Annotated in this window: 15 protein-coding genes; 13 read left to right on the top strand and 2 right to left on the bottom strand. The window is 41.5% G+C overall.

What is annotated here, in order from left to right; all coding sequences use genetic code 11:
* Window positions 1-51: 51 nt before the first annotated feature.
* On the top strand, window positions 52-765 hold the full coding sequence (locus LM917_RS01170; protein WP_232695561.1) for a DUF421 domain-containing protein: 714 nt from the start codon (window positions 52-54) through the stop codon (window positions 763-765).
* Here the strand turns inward: LM917_RS01170 and spoVB are convergent, their stop codons facing one another.
* The gene (gene spoVB / locus LM917_RS01165; RefSeq protein WP_232695560.1) at window positions 766-2,349 is read right to left on the bottom strand and encodes a stage V sporulation protein B; all 1,584 of its coding nucleotides are present in this window, start codon (window positions 2,347-2,349) and stop codon (window positions 766-768) included. It abuts the gene before it with no gap.
* Between the two features lie 138 nt (window positions 2,350-2,487).
* Here spoVB and LM917_RS01160 point away from each other — a divergent pair, with 138 nt between their 5' ends.
* From LM917_RS01160 to dtd, 8 genes are all read left to right on the top strand, one after another.
* Window positions 2,488-2,748: a post-transcriptional regulator gene (locus tag LM917_RS01160; protein WP_232695559.1), complete on the top strand. Its 261-nt coding sequence runs from the start codon at window positions 2,488-2,490 to the stop codon at window positions 2,746-2,748.
* Window positions 2,749-2,853: 105 nt separating this feature from the next.
* Entirely contained in the window at window positions 2,854-4,089 is a 1,236-nt protein-coding gene (secD, locus tag LM917_RS01155) for a protein translocase subunit SecD (RefSeq protein ID WP_232695558.1), read from the top strand.
* Window positions 4,079-5,014, top strand: coding sequence for a protein translocase subunit SecF (secF, locus tag LM917_RS01150; protein WP_232695557.1), 936 nt, complete (start codon window positions 4,079-4,081; stop codon window positions 5,012-5,014). Before secD ends, secF begins: the two co-directional genes overlap by 11 nt.
* 159 nt (window positions 5,015-5,173) lie before the next feature.
* Entirely contained in the window at window positions 5,174-7,537 is a 2,364-nt protein-coding gene (recJ, locus tag LM917_RS01145; RefSeq protein WP_232695556.1) for a single-stranded-DNA-specific exonuclease RecJ, read from the top strand.
* A gap of 48 nt (window positions 7,538-7,585) precedes the next feature.
* The gene (locus LM917_RS01140; protein WP_232695555.1) at window positions 7,586-8,095 is read left to right on the top strand and encodes an adenine phosphoribosyltransferase; all 510 of its coding nucleotides are present in this window, start codon (window positions 7,586-7,588) and stop codon (window positions 8,093-8,095) included.
* A 91-nt stretch (window positions 8,096-8,186) separates the two neighbouring features.
* Complete coding sequence (locus LM917_RS01135) at window positions 8,187-8,552, top strand: YybH family protein (protein ID WP_232695554.1); 366 nt, start codon at window positions 8,187-8,189, stop codon at window positions 8,550-8,552.
* Window positions 8,553-8,735: 183 nt separating this feature from the next.
* Window positions 8,736-10,913, top strand: a complete 2,178-nt coding sequence (locus tag LM917_RS01130) for a RelA/SpoT family protein (RefSeq protein WP_232695553.1) — start codon at window positions 8,736-8,738, stop codon at window positions 10,911-10,913.
* 200 nt (window positions 10,914-11,113) lie between these two features.
* On the top strand, window positions 11,114-11,551 hold the full coding sequence (gene dtd, locus LM917_RS01125) for a D-aminoacyl-tRNA deacylase (RefSeq protein WP_232695552.1): 438 nt from the start codon (window positions 11,114-11,116) through the stop codon (window positions 11,549-11,551).
* 71 nt (window positions 11,552-11,622) lie between these two features.
* Here dtd and LM917_RS01120 read toward each other — a convergent pair whose 3' ends face one another.
* Complete coding sequence (locus LM917_RS01120; protein WP_232695551.1) at window positions 11,623-13,530, bottom strand: N-acetylmuramoyl-L-alanine amidase family protein; 1,908 nt, start codon at window positions 13,528-13,530, stop codon at window positions 11,623-11,625.
* Between the two features lie 268 nt (window positions 13,531-13,798).
* Between LM917_RS01120 and LM917_RS01115 the strand changes: the two genes are divergently transcribed.
* The 4 genes from LM917_RS01115 (at window position 13,799) to aspS (ending at window position 19,313) form a co-directional block, all read left to right on the top strand.
* A complete protein-coding gene (locus LM917_RS01115; protein WP_232695550.1) occupies window positions 13,799-13,972 on the top strand; it encodes a hypothetical protein in 174 nt (57 codons plus the stop codon).
* 113 nt (window positions 13,973-14,085) lie between these two features.
* Complete coding sequence (locus LM917_RS01110) at window positions 14,086-15,600, top strand: coproporphyrinogen III oxidase (RefSeq protein ID WP_232695549.1); 1,515 nt, start codon at window positions 14,086-14,088, stop codon at window positions 15,598-15,600.
* 558 nt (window positions 15,601-16,158) lie between these two features.
* Window positions 16,159-17,424, top strand: coding sequence for a histidine--tRNA ligase (gene hisS / locus LM917_RS01105; protein WP_232695548.1), 1,266 nt, complete (start codon window positions 16,159-16,161; stop codon window positions 17,422-17,424).
* Window positions 17,425-17,522: 98 nt separating this feature from the next.
* A complete protein-coding gene (gene aspS, locus LM917_RS01100; protein WP_232695547.1) occupies window positions 17,523-19,313 on the top strand; it encodes an aspartate--tRNA ligase in 1,791 nt (596 codons plus the stop codon).
* The last annotated feature ends 286 nt before the right edge of the window (window positions 19,314-19,599 follow it).

Raw genomic sequence — 19,599 nt, 5'->3', positions numbered from 1 at the left:
GTAACCTCCCGAAAAGACTATCAGGTATGATAGGAAGGGAGGCATTGCTACATGGAACTGGTCACCATTCTTTTGCGTACCCTCTTTAGTTATTTTTTTCTCCTGCTGCTTATGCGGATAATGGGGAAACGTGAAGTGGGTCAAATGTCCCCCTTTGATATTGTTATCTCCATTATGTTTGCTGAAATGGCCGTCTTGGCAATTGATCAAACTGATAGACCATTAGTCCACTTATTAAGCCCGATGGTCCTGCTTGCTATTTTGGAAATTGGTCTTTCCTATACGTTAATGAAGAGTAAAAAGTTCCGAAATTTCATTAGTGGTCACTCTGATGTATTAATTGAGGATGGCAAGATTAATGAAGAGGCATTAAGAAGCAATCGTCTAAATCTTGATGACTTATTACTCCAACTACGACAAAGTAATATTAAAAATCTAGCTGATGTAGAATTTGCTATATTAGAAACCACGGGAAAAGTGAGTGCTTTTACTAAAAAAGTGGAATCTCCTGTAACGATGAAAGAATTGGGACTAAAGCCGCGAAAACCAGTGATTGAAGAAATTGCTGCAAAATTACCTCTCCCTTTGATTATGGACGGGAAGGTTCAGGAAAATGCGTTAGACAAGATTGGAAAAAACCATCTGTGGTTAAAGAGAGAACTGAAAAAAATGGGAGTCAACAAATATCAACAGGTTTTCTTTTGCAGTGTGGATGAATACGGGAAATTATATATTGATCTAATGGAAAAAAAACCCCGCAAATAATTATCTGCGGGGAAATAGGATAGCGAGATATTGGCCAACCCAAGGGATTCTAAGTATATCCTGCCTGCCGATTACACGAAGGATAACCAGAATAATGATGTACAGTAAGGTTGCAGAAGCAGAACTGACAAAGAGCATGTTTATCAAACCGCTGGATGTCAAAATATCTGTAGCCAAATAGGATGCGAAGAAGCCGATCGTAATCATAGCTAATCCAATCTTAATAAAATCTCCGATAGGTAGAGTAAATCCGATTCCTTTTACCAGGCTGGCATAGTGTAGCATCGTAACCAAAGTAATATTTAAATTTAGTGCGATGATAGCGCCGCTGATACCAAATTCCTGGCGAGATGTAAGCAAGAACATTGCGATAATTTTTAGAACAGTACCAAATAGCGTATTACGGAGAACGATATGGGCTTGATCTAGTCCTTGCAGGGCAGCGGCCAAGGGTGCCTGAAAGAATAGGAAGACTGAGAACGGGGCTAACTGTCTTAACAACGTTCCTACCTCAGCCTGATTGTATAAAAGCAGAGTGAGAGGTTCTGCAAATATATATAGCAATACGGCGCAAGGGGCACCTACAACGAGTGTTATACGCATAGCTTGGTTAATTCTTCGCTTAACCATAGCTGTATTTCCTTGGAAGGCAGCCTCTGCAACAGCAGGTACCATGGAAATGGACAAGGAATAAGTTAAGAATGTGGGAAATAATAACAAAGGAACAGCCATACCGGCAAATTGACCATATAGGGAAGTAGCTTCCACCGTTTTATAGCCAGCCATTACTAATGCAAAAGGGACTAGCATTGGCTCAACTACATAAGCGATAGAGCCAACAACCCTGCTTAGAGTTACGGGTAATGAGACATGGAGCAGCTGTTTGATATATCTTGTGCTTCTAGCAAACATGTCACGTATCGGTCCTTGCTGTTTAAAAGTCTGCCTGATTGGATTTCTGCTCTTTTTATAATTCCACACGATATAACTTAATCCAGCAAGTTCACCAACTACTATGCTACCTACTGCACCTGCTGTCGCATACTCAATTCCATATGGTAGGAATGTTGCGGTCATCACAACTACCAGAAGAATTCTGACGATTTGTTCTACCAGTTGGGACACAGCTGTAGGGATCATGTTTTGTTTGCCTTGAAAATACCCGCGTAATATTGCTGACAAGCTGGCTAATGGCAGAACAGGCAAGGAGACGAGCAGAAGCAAATAAGTACGAGAATCGGTGAAGAACAGATTGGTAAAGAATCTGGCACCTACCAAGAGGAGCAGGCAGACGAACATGCTGATACCGCCTGTGATGCACAAGGAAAGATATAAGTATCTTCTGGATAGATGACGATCACCTGCAGATTCTGCTTCTGCCACTTGTTTGGCGATAGCGACAGGTAGACCAAACGTTGTGATTGCTATCAGAAAATACAGAAGTGGTACAATCATTTGATACAAACCCATACCTTCTGCACCAATAATACGTGAAAGAATAATTCGGTGGGCAAATCCCAGAACTTTTGTAAAACCACCTGCAACAATCAGTACCATTGTCCCGTAAAAAAAGGATTTTTTCATGGAATTACCCTTTCTTCTTGCATCGTGTGAAAAAAACATATTCCATTACTACCTTATGGACGTGCCTTGCTTAGCATGACTATATTTTGATGACAAGCTTCAATCAAAATATAAAAAATTTGGTTAGGAGAGTGAATTATGGAGGATATGGAACGTTTTGTTGATGCTGATAAATTAGAAGATATTATACAACTTTGCCAAAGTAAGGTAGAGGAATTTGCTATGCTAGGTTACGATAACATTACATATAAAGATGTTTGGGATTGTGTAACGGCGGGTTTTAAAGGTAGTGAGAAACCAGCTTTTCATAAGGTGGTCAATGAAATCTTATCCCTAAAAATTAACAAATATATGAATTACGTGATGATTAACATGTACAAAAATAATGGGTCGATTTGACATGCTTTTTTTCAGAAGTCTATAATGGGCATATTGATAAAATGAGTTAGGGATACAGTATTGACGTCGTGCTGCATCTGAGTGGGAAAGGGGCATTTTTTTAAGATGATTAAGTGGAGCAGATTTGTTCTCTTCCTAATTGTAGTCGGACTTATTGGTACAATTGTGGCCACTACTATTAAACCAGTAGCTGGAGGAATGGTACTCGGTCTTGACTTAAAAGGCGGATTCGAGATTTTGTATGAAGTACAGCCACTAGATGAAAAGCAAAAAGTGGATAAATCTGTGCTGACTGCAACCGCTCAAATGGTTGAGACGCGCGTAAACATTGGTAAAGTTCAAGAACCAGAGGTTACCATTGAACAACCTAATCGTATACGTGTAAAACTAGCAGGGGTTGATAACCCTGAGAAATTACGTGAGCTAATTGGTAAACCAGCTGTACTAACGTTCCGAGATTCTAAAGGAACAAAATTAATGAGTGGTAATGATTTGGCTCCAGGTGGTGCAGCTCTCAGCTATGGCAAACTAAACCAACCTGTCGTTGCTTTGAAATTCAAGGATGCTAAAAAATTTGCTGACATTACCCGTGAGATGGTCGGGAAACCTTTAAGCATTTACCTTGATGAAAACTTGATTACCAGCCCTACGATTAACGATATTATTACCACCGGTAGTGCAATCATAGAGGGTAGCTATACAAAAGAATCAGCTAGAGAAATGGCTGAAATCCTAAATGCTGGTGCGCTTCCTGCTAAATTGATTGAGAAATCGGTAACATCGGTAGGGGCATCTCTTGGTGAGATGGCATTACAAAAAACCTTAAATGCAGGAGTTATCGGTTCTATCCTTATTCTCATTTTCATGCTAGTGGTATATCGCGTTCCTGGGCTTATTGCGAATATCATGCTGATCTTCTTTGCATATTTGAGTCTACTTGTTTTGTACTGGATGAATGCGACCTTAACCTTGCCAGGTATTGCCGGATTTATTCTATCAGTAGGGATGGCGGTTGACTCCAATATTATTACCAATGAGCGGATACAAGAGGAGATTAGAAGCGGTAAGACGATCTTGTCAGCTTTCCGTGCAGGTTCCAGACGATCGTTCATTACGATCATTGACTCACACGTAACTACGTTGATTGCAGCTGGAGTTCTGTTTTACTTTGGAACAAGTGCTATTCAAGGATTTGCCCTTACAATGGTTGTTACGATCATAGTAAGTTTGATTACCAACGTATTTGGTACCCGCTTCTTGCTCTCGTTACTGCTTCGTGCCAATATGTGCAAAAAACCACGTTGGTTCGGTGTAAAGGAGAGTGAAATCGGTGAACTCTAAAAAAGAAACGAAAATATACTTTGATTTTGCTCGTCATCGTCGGAAGTTCTTCCTGTTCTCAGCAATTCTTTTAGTGCTTGGATTAGTATCTACCTTGATTTTTGGTCTAAATGCCGGGGTAGATTTTAAATCAGGGACTCGACTTGATATGTTAATAAATAAACAGTTTGAATTAAATGATGTACAAGCTATCGTGCAGGAAGTTGTTCCTGATGTAGAGTTTGAAGAAATAACGAAGTATGGAAATAACAAGGAGTTTGCAACGACAACTTTTGAGAAGGTTATTGAACCTGTAAAACTAACAGAGATAGAGAAAAAACTGCAAGATAAATATGGACCACAAGTAACGAAACAAGAGTCTACAGTGGACCCGGTAATTGCTAATGAGATGGTAAACAAAGCGGTTATTGCCGTCCTGATTGCTTCTGCTTTTATCGTTGTTTACATTGCAATTCGCTTTGAGTTATACTTTGGTCTTGCTTGTATCGGAGCACTACTGCATGATGCTTTCATTCCAGTTGCGATGTTCTCTATTTTCCGTATTGAAGTAGACTTAACTTTCGTTGCTGCGATTCTAACCATTGTCGGTTACTCGATTAACGATACCATCGTTATCTTTGACCGGATTCGTGAAAATATGCGCTCTATGAAATGCGATACGATTGATTCTATCGAGCATATGGTTAACGTCAGCCTATGGCAAACCATGCGCCGTTCTATCTTCACAGTTGGTACGGTATTCATTGCAACAGTGATCCTTGCTATCTTTGGTAGTGAAGGAATTCGTAACTTCTCACTAGCGCTGATTTTCGGTTTGGTTAGTGGTACCTATTCTTCCATCTTTATTGCGGCACAAACATGGATTTCTCTAAAAGAGCGAGATATGAAGAAAAAAGCGAAGTTGGAACCTACTCCTGAGGCATAAGATCAACTTCTAACAAAAAATCAACCGTGGTCCTATTGCCATGGTTGATTTTTTTTGAGTTTAATTAGACTGTTTACATTTCAGAGAGTGAAATATAGACAACTGCTTGGCGCAACCTCCGATATCTACTATAATAAATGGGTATTGGAGGGTTGTCCTATGCTAAAAGCAAGGTCGAGATGGCAGCTTTCCTCATTTGATGATTCAGTGAGTAAAGAAATTGCAGAGGCCTGTGATATATCATTGCTCCTTGCAAGATTACTTGTACTTCGAGGGATGAATACGCCAGAGCTGGTAAAGGCATTTTTACATGCTAGTCCAGAACAATTTCATCATCCTTTTCTCATGGATGGAATGGAAAAAAGCGTACATCGAATACGCCAAGCAATTGCTAATAAAGAAGCAATTTGTATCTATGGTGATTATGATGCGGATGGAGTCAGTTCCACATCTCTAATGGTACATCTAATGCGTAAGCTAGGTGCTACATTTGATTATTATATTCCGAACCGTTTTAAAGAAGGATATGGTTTAAACAAAGACGCGCTGTCATATTTACATGACAGCGGTTTTCAGCTTGTGGTTACAGTAGATACAGGGATAAGTGCTGTGGATCAAGTGGAACATTCGAAACAGCTTGGTCTTGATCTGATTATTACGGACCACCATGAACCACCTGCAATTATTCCAGATGCCTACGCTGTCATTAATCCTAAGAAGCCCGGGTGTTCGTATCCGTTTGACATGCTTGCAGGTGTAGGAGTTGCATTCAAATTGGGTCATGCTCTTCTAGAGGAGCCACCAATGGATTTAATTGATCTCGCTGCGATTGGAACCATTGCTGATTTGGTGCCGCTTATTGATGAGAATCGCGTGTTGGCCAGTCTTGGTTTGAAACGATTAAATCAAACAAGAAATATTGGAATAAAAGCATTGATTGATGTATGTGGCCTTGGTGACAAGGAGCTTACTGCTGGACACGTTGGATTTGCGATCGGACCAAGGATCAATGCAGTTGGCAGATTGGAGACAGCAGAAGCCGCAGTCCAGTTACTCGTTACAGATGATAAAGAAGAAGCGAAAGACCTTGCAGAAACACTGGATCAAATAAATAAAGAGCGCCAGGATCTCGTTTCGGAAATGGCTGATGAAGCGATTGCCATGGTTGAAGAGATGTATCCGCCAGATTCAAACCATGTATTGGTTGTGGCAAAAGAGGGCTGGAACGTTGGAGTCGTAGGTATCGTTGCTTCGCGACTGGTAGAGAAATTTTATCGTCCAACAATTGTTCTTGGAATTGATTCAGAAAAAGGGATAGCAAAAGGATCGGCCAGAAGTATTGCCGGATTTGATATGTATGAGGCTCTAACTGCCAGCAAAGAGCTTCTTCCTCATTATGGGGGGCATACAATGGCAGCGGGAATGACGTTGCCTATAGAGAATCTGGAGCCGTTTAGAGAGCAGTTAAATCAGTTGGCTGGTACGTTGCTTTCGCCTGAGGATTATATTCCACAGTCTCGTGTAGATCTTGAGGTAACGATTGAGGATATGAGCCTTGATCTTGCTTCCGAGTTGGAAGAAATGGCTCCGTTTGGTATGGGGAACCCTACTCCAATCCTTTTATGTAAAGAAGCTAGCCACCAGGGAATGCGTAAGATTGGTAAAGACGAGTCCCATTTAAAATGCATGTTGTCTCACAATCAAAAGCAGATTGATGCGATCGGCTTTCAATTTGCTTCAATAATGGAAAAAGTGACTCCAAATGCACGGCTCTCATTACTGGGTGAGTTACAAGTCAATGAGTGGAACGGAAATAAGAAACCACAGTTTATGCTAAAAGATATCGCTGTGATGCATCAGCAGATTTTTGACTGGCGTGGCATACGTGACAAAGAGCGAAAATGGCTGGAGCAACATAGACATCAACCAAGTATAACTGTAACCTTTCAGAAACAAAGCTACGATACCCTTTGTCAAATATGCAAAGATAGCGGGCTAGATGATACTCGGATTTCGTATATTACAGAAATTGGGATTATGGAAGGGAAGAAACCCGGTGGAGAACCAAGGCTACTCATATATGATTTGCCAACCTCTCCGAAAGCGTTGCAGCATGCACTCACAGCATTTTCTGAGTTAGAAGTGGTTACGTGTATGTTCGGGGAATCGGACCACAGTTTTGAATTATTGCATGTCCCAAGTAGAGAAGATTTCAAGGTGCTATATCAAATCTTTAGACAATATGATAAAATCAACAAGGCTCATCTTGATTCACTTGCCAAAAAAATGAAAGTAAAGAGATCGGTACTTGAGCGAATGCTTGCTGTTTTTTTGGATCTGCAATTTATCAGTGAGGAAGAAAAGACGTATTCGTATTACCCTGAGCCGAAGAAATCCTCACTAGAGTCATCGGAACTTTTAGTAACTTGGAAAAGAGAGGCAGAAATGCATGCAGAGCTTCTTCTTTCTAATCATGAAGGGCTTGCAAAATACCTAGAAGCAATTCATCATTTACCTGAATGATGTTGCTACTTTTTAACCTGTGATTTTATTATTAGGAGGCTTTCCTTGATGAATTTCAAAGATTATATTCGTGTGATTCCAGACTATCCACAACCAGGAATTCGGTTTAAAGATATTACAACCCTGTTAAAAGAGGGTGAAGTATACCGTGCAGCGATTGCAGAGCTAAAAACGTTCACTGAAACGCTTGATGCAGACATCATCGCTGGTCCTGAAGCTCGTGGATTCGTGGTGGGAACACCCCTTGCTGTTGAAATGGGACTTGGTTTTATTCCAGTACGCAAAGCTAACAAGCTTCCTTATAAATCAATTCAAGCAGACTATAGTCTGGAGTATGGTAAAGATTCATTAGCGATTCATGAAGATGCAATCAAGCCGGGAGATCGTGTTGTCATTGCAGACGACTTACTTGCTACAGGTGGAACGATTGAAACGACCGTGAAGCTGATTGAGCAGTTGGGTGGAATTGTAGTTGGAGCTGTTTTCCTGATTGAATTGAGTTATCTTGAAGGCCGCAAGAAACTAGACTTTCCAATTTTTTCATTAGTAACATACTAAATAATACCTATCACACAACCATCGAACCTACACCACGATGGTTGTTTTTTTTTCTATAAAAATATACATAGAAAATGGTAAACACGATAACATGACTTATAACAATGCACTACAAACATACATAGAGGCTACGAACACCCATGATTTTTCTCAAGTACGTCAAATACTGCACCCTGATGCCGTGTATTGGTTTTCAGATAAAACATGTACCACTTTGGTTGAAATTCAGGCGTATTTTGAGAATGCGTGGAATGTGATTAAGGATGAAGTGTATGAAGCCAGGGATGTTACGTGGATTGTGTCAGAAAAAAAATCAGCTACCTGTCTGTATACCTATCATTGGCAGGGCTATCATAAAGGAAAGTTTGCTTCTGGTTCTGGACGTGCCACTAATGTCTTTATACGTAATGAACAAGGTGAATGGAAGCTTATTCACGAGCATTTGAGCGCTTTATAGGCGAAGATTTGGGGAAAGTGTCTAAATATCAGGAAATCCGCACAGAATGGAAGATTATTACCTTTACATTTTTTCCTTCTTACAAGATAATAAAAGGTAACACGTTTTAAGAGAATGAGATACATTTTCGGTACCAATATATCTTAATAAGCTTTAACAGAGTGAAGGTTAAGGAAGGGAAATATGATAACGGGCATCGAGGAAATCATTGAGAAAGCGAAAAGCTATATGTCAGAAGAAGATATTCTTCTGCTGGAACGTGCCCATGAGCTGGCACGAAAAGCTCATGACGGACAGGTGCGCAAGTCCGGAGTTCCTTACATCATGCACCCAATTGCGGTAGCTGGCATTTTAACGGATATGCACATGGATGCAGTTACCGTAGCTGCCGGTTTTTTGCATGACGTAGTGGAGGATACGGAGGTTACTCTTGATGACCTTCGCAACCAATATGGTACTGAGGTTGCTTGTTTAGTTGACGGCGTAACCAAGCTGGAAAAGATTAAATACAAATCAAAAGAAGAACAACTAGCTGAAAATCATCGAAAAATGCTGGTAGCTATGGCGCAGGACATCCGTGTGATACTGATCAAGCTGGCTGACCGTTTGCATAATATGCGTACCCTAAGACATATGTCTGAAGAGAAGCAACGTGAAATTTCTGATGAAACCTTGGAGATTTTTGCACCGTTAGCACACCGTCTGGGGATCGCCTTTGTTAAATGGGAGCTGGAGGACATTGCCCTTCGCTATTTAAATCCGCAACAATATTATCGCATCGTTAATCTGATGCAGAAGAAGCGTACTGAGAGAGAAGAGTACATTGCGGAAGCCAAGGAAATGATTACGGAAAAGCTAGATGAACTGCACATTGAGGCAGAAATTTCAGGTCGTCCTAAACATATATACAGTATTTATAAGAAGATGGTTTCACAAAACAAGCAGTTTAACGAAATTTATGATCTACTGGCTTTACGTATCATTGTGAATGATATTCGTGATTGCTACGCTGTGTTAGGTATCGTCCATACATTATGGAAACCAATGCCGGGACGCTTTAAGGACTATATAGCTATGCCTAAAGCAAATATGTACCAGTCACTTCATACCACAGTTATTGGACCAAAAGGTGAGCCATTGGAAGTACAGATTCGTACATGGGAGATGCACCGAACAGCGGAGATCGGTATTGCTGCGCACTGGGCTTATAAGGAAGGCAAGGGCTCTGTGCAAGGCTCTTTTGAAGAGAAAATTGGTAACCTCCGTGAAATTATTCAAGGTGGACAAGAAGAGACGCCAAATGCTCAGGAATTCATGGAGTCATTGAAGCAGGATCTCTTCTCAGATACAGTTTTCGTCTTTACACCAAAAGGGGATGTAGTTGAACTACCAAAGGGTTCAGTTCCACTTGATTTTGCCTATCGGATTCACTCTGCTGTAGGTAACCGCACGATCGGGGCAAAGGTAAACGGCAAGATTGTCCCACTCGATTTTGCCCTGCGGACGGGAGATATTATTGAAATCCTGACATCTAAGCATTCCTATGGACCTAGTCAAGACTGGTTAAAAATCGCCAAGTCTGCTCATGCAAAAAATAAGATCAAGCAATGGTTCAAGAAAGAGAAGCGCGAAGAGAATGTGGCAAAAGGCCTTTCCATGGTAGAAGCGGAGATTAAGTCTCGGGGCTTTGATCTGAAGGAAACGCTGACCGCAGATAATATAAAAGAGGCAGTAACGAAGTTTAATTTTCAGAATGATGAAGATATGTATTCGGCTGTAGGATATGGTGGACTTACTTCTGCTCAGGTAGTCAACCGCTTAACAGAAAAGCTGCGACGTGATCGGGAAGAACAGCAACAACTGCAAGCTGTTCAAGAGTTTAAGACGCAAGCACCTCAGCATAAGCAAGGGAGAACGATTACTGGTATTCGCGTGCAGGGAATCGATAATCTGTTAACGCGTATTTCCAGATGCTGCTCCCCTGTTCCTGGTGATGATATTATTGGATTTATCACTCGGGGAAGAGGTGTATCTGTCCATCGAAAAGATTGTCCGAATGTAGAATTAGAAGATGCGGAACGTCTGATTCCTCTCCAATGGGAGGGTGATCACACTCAAAATTACAATGTCGATATTGAGATTACCGGTCATGATAGGTCTGGGTTACTTAATGATGTGTTACATGTAGTGGGTGAAACGAAAACCAACATTGCAGCTGTCAGTGGAAAAGCAGACCGTAACAGAGTGGCTACGATCAATATGACAATTGTTATAACAAATATCGATCATTTACAACGAGTGGTCGAACGTATAAAGCGGATCAAAGATATTTATTCCGTACGTCGGATTTTAAATACGTAACAAGACTGAAAGCAAATTAGAGGAGGGCAGCGCTTAGAAAGGCTGCTTTTTTTCTTACTGTATAAGAAAGTAATAACACCTGAGCTTCACTTCCTTATACGCATGAAAAACTTCCTTTAAAGAAGAACTAGCTTCTTCGAAAGACTACGATAGAAGTTTTTCTTAAATAGTAATAATTCCAGCAGGGAGATGAAAGAGACATGCGTGTAGTTGTCCAACGCTCCAAACAATCTAAAGTTACGGTTGCAGGAGAAATAGTAGGGAAAATTGAACATGGATTAGTACTGTTGGTGGGCATTACCCACGAAGATACGGAGAAAGACCTCGCGTTTGTAGCGGATAAAGTAGCCAATTTGCGAATATTTGAGGATGATCAGGAGAAAATGAATCACTCCGTATTAGATACTGGTGGTGCAATTCTCTCTATCTCCCAATTCACGTTGTATGGCGATTGCAGAAAAGGACGTAGACCTAGCTTCATCCAGGCAGCTAGACCTGAAGTGGCAAAACCTTTGTATGATAGATTTAATGAGCTTCTTCGCGAAAAAGGTTTACAGGTAGAGACAGGACGCTTTGGAGCAATGATGGATGTAGAAATTTTTAATGATGGACCTGTTACTTTAATCGTAGAAAGCTAAGTGAAAACGGCATGTGAGTATCTCAATAGATACTTCACATGCCGTTTTTTTCTGTATAAGAGAGAATAAACTTACTGAGGATAAACCTGGAAGTAACGAAGGATACCACGGAATAGTCCTTCAGCAGCAGATTCTTGCAGTTGTGGTTGACGTAATTTTGCTTCTTCTTCTGGGTTACTAATGAAGCCGATTTCAGCTAACAAGGAAGGCTTCGGATTTTCACGTATTACGTGGAAATCACCAAAGCGAGCATTTAAGTCTTTCAGTTGAGTCGTATTTACCATCTCTATCTGTGTCAATTTGGCAAAATCCTGGGATTTACCTTTTTCATAGTAGAACATAATGGTGCCGTTTGTAGCTGAGTTACTATGTGTATTGTGATGAACACTGATAAACAAGTCAGCATTATTTTGGACTGCTACATCTACTCGACTCTGGAGAGATAGCGTTTGGTCGCCCGCACGGGTCATAATGACCTGGGCACCAGCCGCTTCCAACTTTTGCTGTAATAATTGTGCAATGGCTAAATTAAGCTCTTTTTCTTTCGAGCCGTAGGTTGACCCTGAGGCACCGTTCTGGGTACCACCGTGCCCTGCATCCACTACTACAATTTTTCCACGAGCTTCATTACCTGTTAAAGGAGGGAGATTCTTAAATTCCGGCGAATCTTTCTCCACTACCCAACTAGCAATATAAGCGGTTGAGTTGTCTTTCAAACGAATTTGATACCATTCACCTTCTGTTTTAACAACAGGGTAAACCTCGCCAGGCTGAACGGTTCCAACTACCTGTGCATTAATATCCGGAGCGATACGAAGATTTGTATTGCTGGTTTTTATCTTAATGTTAAATCCTGTTTGAGCTGGAATAAGTGCACCACTGTTATTGTGATTGGCTGTTTCATTCGGATCAACATATATATCTGAAGGAGTGGACGGTTTATTTACCAACCATCCGGCAACCCAGCCAGTAGCTCCATTTGGTAACGTAATCTGATACCAGTCATTGCTCTTAGAAACGACAGTAAGAACGGTACCTTTGTTTACCTTTGATACCACCTGACTTTCCATATTTGCCTGACTTCTGATGTTAACATTGTCTCCGTTAACGGTAACAGTAGCAGGTAAAGTGGACTCAGGGTAGCCAGGTAATGTCTGTATTCCTGGCGGTTGATCCTGAGAAGTCTCAGCAGGACTCGGGTTAACGATCCAGCCAATATATCCATTGTACAAAATTTGTACCCAGCCATTTGATTCCGCGTATTTATAGACCTGATCACCAGAGCTAAGCTGCCCGAGAAGCATGGCGTTACTGTTTGGTTCTATATAGACACTTGTAGTAGTGGCTATATTCACAGTGCCAAGCGAGTTTGCCGGTGGGTTTTGTGAAGCAATAGAACCGGTAGTCGGTGGAGTCACCGTAGTAGGTTTTGAGGTGGTATCTGGTTTGGTTGTTGTATTCGTATTTGGTTTAGGTTCAGGAACAGCTGGTTTCTGTTGAGGTGTTGCAGGAGCAGCTGTAGATTGTAAAAACTTGGTATTTGCCCATCCCATTGTCTTGTCAGACAATTTGAGTTGTGTCCAGTCACCTTGCTTTTTCAGTTCTTGATAGGTTCCATTCTTATTAATGACTTGAACGATTTGGGATGTTGTATTCGGTTCTTTTCGAATATTTAGTTGATCTGCTGTACTCTTTACATACTTGACAGATGGAACATCTTTTACATGCGTATTGATAACCCAACCGTCTTTTCCATTGGGGAGCTTAACCTTGGTCCATGAATTTTGCTTGGAAACAACCGTTAGTTTTGCTGGCTGGGAGACACTGGTGACAATACTGTAATTCGTTCCAGGACCGGAGCGAATATTTAGGTTATCTGCAGTCACTTGTACTTGATCCGCAGCCCATGCCAGTTGGAAGGGGACAACTAAGCTTGTGAGGCATGTTGCCATCCCAATAAACATTTTTCGTGATACCACGTTAATTCATTCCTTTCAGATGCAGTTTATTCGCCAGTAAACAAGCGAACAGCGATGTTAGATGAAATACAGGGCTTGTCCAAGCGTGAGTTAGTACTCGTCAAGAAGTAAATATTAGTAATTTCTAGTGTAAAAGATTAAAATTCTACTTTTCACCTACATTATCCTGCAAGAAACGACAGATTAATTGATATTTTTTCTTCAAAAGCTTGAACGCTCTTATGAAAAATCCAAAGACAGGTAACACTATGTCAAGGAGGGATTTCATATGCGTCAATCGAACAAAGAGCGCTTTGCTCAGGAACAAAGCCGAAGATTGTTTCATGTAGATTTTCATGATTTTTTGCAAAAGGAAACCATTTTAAATGACATAGAAATGTCGCAGGAATTCCATATCAGCATTCGTGAAGTACAGGAAATGCGCCGACGGGTAAAACGGTAGGAAAGTGTATTGCTTTTAGGGTATAGAAAGAAATGCAAACATGCTTCTTACATTGACCTTGCTTTTCTGCATGGGGTAAGATGGTATAGATTGTTGAAAAGCAGGTGAATAGCATGTTAAAAGTGAAGTGTATCGGGCATCAGTTTGAGCGGGAAATTGGCTTTATTACCGCCCTTTTTTATGAAGAGCCACAAATCAGTTATGTAGATAGTTGGGAAGATATTTCCCAGGAAGAACTGAAAATTGAGTTAGTCATGGAGCCTGAAGAGCATGGTGTACATGTTTTTGGGCGTCTTTTATTTATGGATAAAGAAGATTCGTTCGATTATGAGCGTTCTTATCAGGATCGTACAGAGAAAGGAATGCGCAAAACTGCAAAGCAAGCAGTATCTTATACGCTTCTCACGTTACTGGAACGTCATACGGGCATGACACAAGGCTGGGGTATTCTTACTGGCATTCGTCCCAGCAAGCTATTGCACAGTATGCTAAAGTCCAAAATGACCAGAGATGATGCGCATAAACGCTTGCGTGAAGACTATATGGTACGCCCTCATAAACTCCAGCTGCTTCAAGGAATTGTAGATCGGCAGTTAGAGATTGTACCTGATCTATACAACATTGATCGGGAAGTATCTATTTACATTGGCATTCCTTTTTGTCCGACCAAATGCGCATATTGTACGTTTCCAGCTTATGCGATTGGTGCTCATCGACAAAATGTTAACCCGTTTTTAGAAGGATTACACTACGAAATTCGCGCGCTGGGAGAGTGGCTTACTCGCCATGATCTTCGCATCACCTCCATTTATTTTGGCGGAGGCACACCTACCAGTATTAGTGCAGACGAATTGGATTCTCTTTTTGTTACAATGTTCGAGAAATTTCCTCATATGGAACAAGTTCGTGAGTTAACTGTCGAAGCTGGTCGACCTGACACCATTACAGAAGAAAAGCTGGAAGTCATGAAAAAATGGAAGGTAACTCGTATTAGTATTAATCCGCAATCATTTACACAGGAAACCTTACAAGCAATTGGTCGCCATCATACGGTGGAAGAAACCATTGATACGTATCATATGGCGATGGAACTCGGTGTAACCAATATTAATATGGACTTAATTATCGGGCTTCCCAATGAAGGCATTAATGAAATGAGACATTCTCTTGAGCAGACAGCAGAATTGTTGCCTACATCGGTAACGGTTCATACATTATCGTTTAAACGAGCATCAGAAATGACCCAGAATCGTGACAAGTATAAAGTAGCTGATCGGGAAGAGATTATGCAGATGATGGAGATGACAGAAGAGTGGGCGAAGGAGCATGATTATGTGCCCTATTACCTCTATCGCCAAAAAAACATCCTCGGGAATCTGGAAAACGTCGGCTATGCCAGAGAAAATCAGGATTCTATCTATAACATAGTCATGATGGAAGAAGTACAGACGATTTTGGGGCTGGGCTGCGGTGCCGTCTCCAAATTTATGAAGCCTGGTACTACGCAACTAACACGCTGGCCTAACCCGAAAGATCCTAAAACATATAACGATACGTATAAAGAGTTAGTTGATCGTAAAATAAAAGATCTAGATGAATTGTATGGGAAAATGAAAGAAGAAGTTTAAACAAAAGGATGTAATAATAGTGAATGATACGATAATTGGAAGGAATTGGTATAAAAATCTATGGAATACAATTTGAAGCTCTAATCAGCATAGTATTTTACCAAATTGTACCTACAATCTGTATTGAATTATAGGCAACAATTCAGTTGACTAAAGCGTATTTCATTTGCTATGATAATTCCTATATATTTTGATCTGATGACGGGACTAAGTAACCTGACAACGAATAGCCAGAGATGAAGAGCCGTGGCTGAGAGCGCTTCTCTATTACGATTAGGTGAATGACTTCCCTGAAGACCCCAGTGAAATGTGGTGAATGAATAATTACCAGATAGTAACTGTAAGGCGCGGCATCGGCGTTACGATGATTAAATGAGTGGGATATTATGATGTATATATATCCAATCAGGGTGGCACCACGGGAGAACGCACATCTCTCGTCCCTGACATGTTAGCAGTAGGGCATGTCAAGGATGAGGGATTTTTTTTATACCCAAAATGAGGTGGCGCCCTGTGCGGATTTTAATATGGAAATGAAATAGTAAAGGAGAATCGGGTATGGAAAAAATCCAAATTCCCCGCGGGACACAGGACATTATGCCTGGAGTGGTGGAGCTTTGGCAACACATCGAGGAGAAGATGCGCGACCTGTGCAAGCGCTACAACTATCAGGAGATTCGTACACCTATTTTTGAACAGACGGAGTTATTCCGTCGTGGAGTGGGCGAGACTACTGATATTGTGGAAAAAGAGATGTACAGTGTAGTATCTCGGGGTGAAGGTAATTTTACCTTGCGTCCTGAAGGAACAGCAGGTGTGGTTCGTTCTTATGTAGATAAGAAATTGTATGGTGTTCCTAATCAACCTACGAAATTGTACTACTGTGGCCCGATGTTCCGTCACGAGCGTCCACAAGCAGGTCGTTTCCGTCAATTCGTCCAGTTCGGTGTGGAAGCAATTGGCTCGGCAGACCCTGCCATTGACGCTGAAGTAATTTCAGTAGCAATGCGTTTGTATCAGGAATTGGGCTTAACTGGTTTATCCGTTGATCTGAACAGCGTTGGGACAGTAGAAGATCGTGCACGTCATCGTGAAGCGCTTATCGCAGCGCTCAACCCTGTTCGAGATCAGCTATGTGAAGATTGTCAGTCCCGATTGGACCGCAATCCACTCAGAGTTTTGGATTGCAAAGTTAAAAAGGACCAGCAGCTAACTCAAAATGCTCCCTCCATCCTTGATTATCTGAGCGATGAGTCCAAAAAGCATTTTGAGGATGTGCAGGCTTACCTGACTGCGATCGGTATTCCGTATACAATCAACCCACGTCTTGTTCGTGGATTGGATTACTATACATTGACTGCATTCGAAATTAAGATGTCAGAAATCGGAGCAGTAGAAACATTATGTGGCGGTGGTCGCTACAATGGTCTTGTTGCTGAGATTGGCGGCGAAGATATGCCTGGTATCGGTTTTGCCATGAGTATTGAACGCCTGCTGATGGCACTTGAGAAACAAGCGGTAGCATTGCCGATTGAGACTGGAATTGACTGCTATCTCGTTATCCAGACGGAAGCAGCGAAGACAAAAGTATTCCAACAAGTAGACGTATTGCGTCAAGCTGGAATTAAAGCGGAGATGGATTATCTCGGTCGGAAAATGAAAGGTCAGTTAAAAGCTGCGGATCGCGTGGAAGCAAGGTTTGCTGTAATCATTGGTGAATCTGAAATGGAAAAAGGCGCGGCTATGGTCAAGGAAATGGCAACAGGGGAGCAGGAAGAGGTTCCGTTTGACCAATTAGTAAACTGGATACTTGCGAAGAAGTAAGGGTAGGTTTCGTAACAATGAACACGGGCATTGTGTCTGACAGCATGAATCATGCAACTGCCTGATTTCGATATAATAACATTTTGGAGGAGACCATCATGAAGTATGAAGTACGTTCAATCTATTGTGGTGAAGTAACAAACGAACAAGTTGGTCAAGAAATCACGCTAAACGGTTGGGTTCAAAAGCGCCGTGACCTAGGAGGAGTAATTTTCGTTGATCTACGCGATCGTACGGGAATTTGCCAGGTTGTATTTAATCCGGAAGTAAATAAAGAAGCATGGGAAAAAGCAGACCGCATACGCAGTGAGTATGTATTGTCTGTAACAGGTAAATTGGTTAATCGTGCACCAGAAGCGATTAATCCAAAAGTAAAAACAGGTGAGTTTGAGCTCTTGGTAACGGAGATTTCGATCTTAAATGATGCGAAAACACCTCCATTCCTGTTAGAAGATGAAGTAGATGTAGATGAGCAAATTCGCTTAAAATATCGCTATCTTGACCTTCGTCGTCCTGAGATGCAAAGAACCTTCTGGTTGCGCTCCAAAGCAACGAAAGCGTTCCGTGACTTCCTGGATCAACATGGTTTCCTTGATATCGAAACACCAATTTTGTCTAAGAGCACACCTGAGGGAGCACGCGATTACCTTGTTCCTTCCCGTGTTCATCCAAATGAATTTTATGCTTTGCCGCAATCTCCACAGCTATATAAACAGTTGTTGATGGTATCTGGCTTTGAGCGTTACTATCAGATTGCTCGTTGTTTCCGTGACGAAGACCTGCGCGCAGACCGTCAACCTGAATTTACTCAAATCGACATTGAGACTTCATTCCTGCCAGTGGAACAACTGCTTCCAATGATGGAGAAAATGGTTGCTCATGTATTTAAGGAAACGATCGGAGAAATCGTTCCTGAATCATTCCCGCGTCTAACTTATGCTGAAGCAATGGATCGTTATGGTTCTGACAAGCCGGATATTCGTTTTGGTATGGAACTGACCAACGTTTCTGATCTGGTAGAAGGCTGTGGCTTTAAAGTATTTGCGAGCACTGTGGAGAATGGTGGACAAGTAAAAGGGATTAATGCTAAAGGATGCGGTCACTATTCTCGTAAAGAAGTTGACGACCTTGGTAAATTTGCTTCCCGTTATGGAGCAAAAGGTCTAGCGTGGATTGCTTTCAAAGATGGAGAAGTGAAAGGTCCAATTGCTAAATTCTTTAATGAAGATGAAGTAGCAGCAATCAAAGATCGTTTGCAAGCAGAAGAAGGCGACCTGCTTCTATTCGTAGCAGACAAGCCAAAAGTAGTAGCAGATGCCCTAGGTGCTCTACGTAGCAAATTGGGAGCAGAGCTAGGCATGATCGATACGAGCAAGTTCGAATTCCTGTGGGTGGTGGACTTCCCATTGGTAGAGTGGGATGAAGAGGCGAAACGTTATGTAGCGTTGCACCATCCATTTACTCGTCCAAAAGACGAAGACCTGCACCTGTTTGACACTGACCCAGGCGCAATACGTGCTCAAGCCTATGACTTGGTATTGAACGGCTACGAGCTAGGTGGCGGTTCCATGCGTATCTTCAAGCGTGATATTCAAGAAAAAATGTTTAAAGCACTAGGATTCTCAGAAGAAGAAGCGAAAAAACAATTTGGCTTCTTGCTTAACGCATTCGACTATGGTACGCCTCCGCACGGTGGTATTGCACTAGGTCTGGACCGTTTGGTAATGCTTCTTGCTGGACGTACGAATCTGCGTGAAGTAATTGCATTCCCGAAAACAGCTAGCGCAACTGACCTAATGATGGATGCTCCTAGTTTGGTAGATGATAAGCAATTGAAAGAACTGTATATTGCTACCATTAAGGAAGAGAAAGAAGAAGACGAGAAGTAAGCTTTTTAAACGGCTTCTTTGACTTAAGATAAGCGATACGAAGTAAGATTGAGCTTATTTTCTGCAAAAGTACAGTTTACAAAAATAATAAGTCGCTTGGGTCTCTATTTCTCTGGAGATTCAAGCGGCTTTTATTGCTTTATGAGTAAGTAAAAATTTCGCAGAGTAACTTCCTGATACGTTTATAAAGATCTGCTTCTTCTGTAAATGGTTGCAGGGGAAATATTAAATACACTCTGAAATACCAGCTTCTCTTTTCACACGGAGCGGACAGTCCAACCCCTTG

This window comes from Brevibacillus daliensis, assembly GCF_021245735.1.
Lineage (GTDB): Bacteria > Bacillota > Bacilli > Brevibacillales > Brevibacillaceae > Brevibacillus_B > Brevibacillus_B daliensis.
This window is presented reverse-complemented; position numbering and strand designations above follow the sequence as displayed.

Coding starts and splice junctions, on each gene's coding strand:
- aspS (WP_232695547.1), top strand. CDS start 17,523: ATGAAGTATGAAGTACGTTCAATCTATTGTGGTGAAGTAACAAACGAA.
- LM917_RS01140 (WP_232695555.1), top strand. CDS start 7,586: ATGAATTTCAAAGATTATATTCGTGTGATTCCAGACTATCCACAACCA.
- dtd (WP_232695552.1), top strand. CDS start 11,114: ATGCGTGTAGTTGTCCAACGCTCCAAACAATCTAAAGTTACGGTTGCA.
- recJ (WP_232695556.1), top strand. CDS start 5,174: ATGCTAAAAGCAAGGTCGAGATGGCAGCTTTCCTCATTTGATGATTCA.
- LM917_RS01160 (WP_232695559.1), top strand. CDS start 2,488: ATGGAGGATATGGAACGTTTTGTTGATGCTGATAAATTAGAAGATATT.
- hisS (WP_232695548.1), top strand. CDS start 16,159: ATGGAAAAAATCCAAATTCCCCGCGGGACACAGGACATTATGCCTGGA.
- LM917_RS01130 (WP_232695553.1), top strand. CDS start 8,736: ATGATAACGGGCATCGAGGAAATCATTGAGAAAGCGAAAAGCTATATG.
- secD (WP_232695558.1), top strand. CDS start 2,854: ATGATTAAGTGGAGCAGATTTGTTCTCTTCCTAATTGTAGTCGGACTT.
- LM917_RS01135 (WP_232695554.1), top strand. CDS start 8,187: ATGACTTATAACAATGCACTACAAACATACATAGAGGCTACGAACACC.
- LM917_RS01110 (WP_232695549.1), top strand. CDS start 14,086: ATGTTAAAAGTGAAGTGTATCGGGCATCAGTTTGAGCGGGAAATTGGC.
- LM917_RS01170 (WP_232695561.1), top strand. CDS start 52: ATGGAACTGGTCACCATTCTTTTGCGTACCCTCTTTAGTTATTTTTTT.
- spoVB (WP_232695560.1), bottom strand. CDS start 2,349: ATGAAAAAATCCTTTTTTTACGGGACAATGGTACTGATTGTTGCAGGT.
- LM917_RS01115 (WP_232695550.1), top strand. CDS start 13,799: ATGCGTCAATCGAACAAAGAGCGCTTTGCTCAGGAACAAAGCCGAAGA.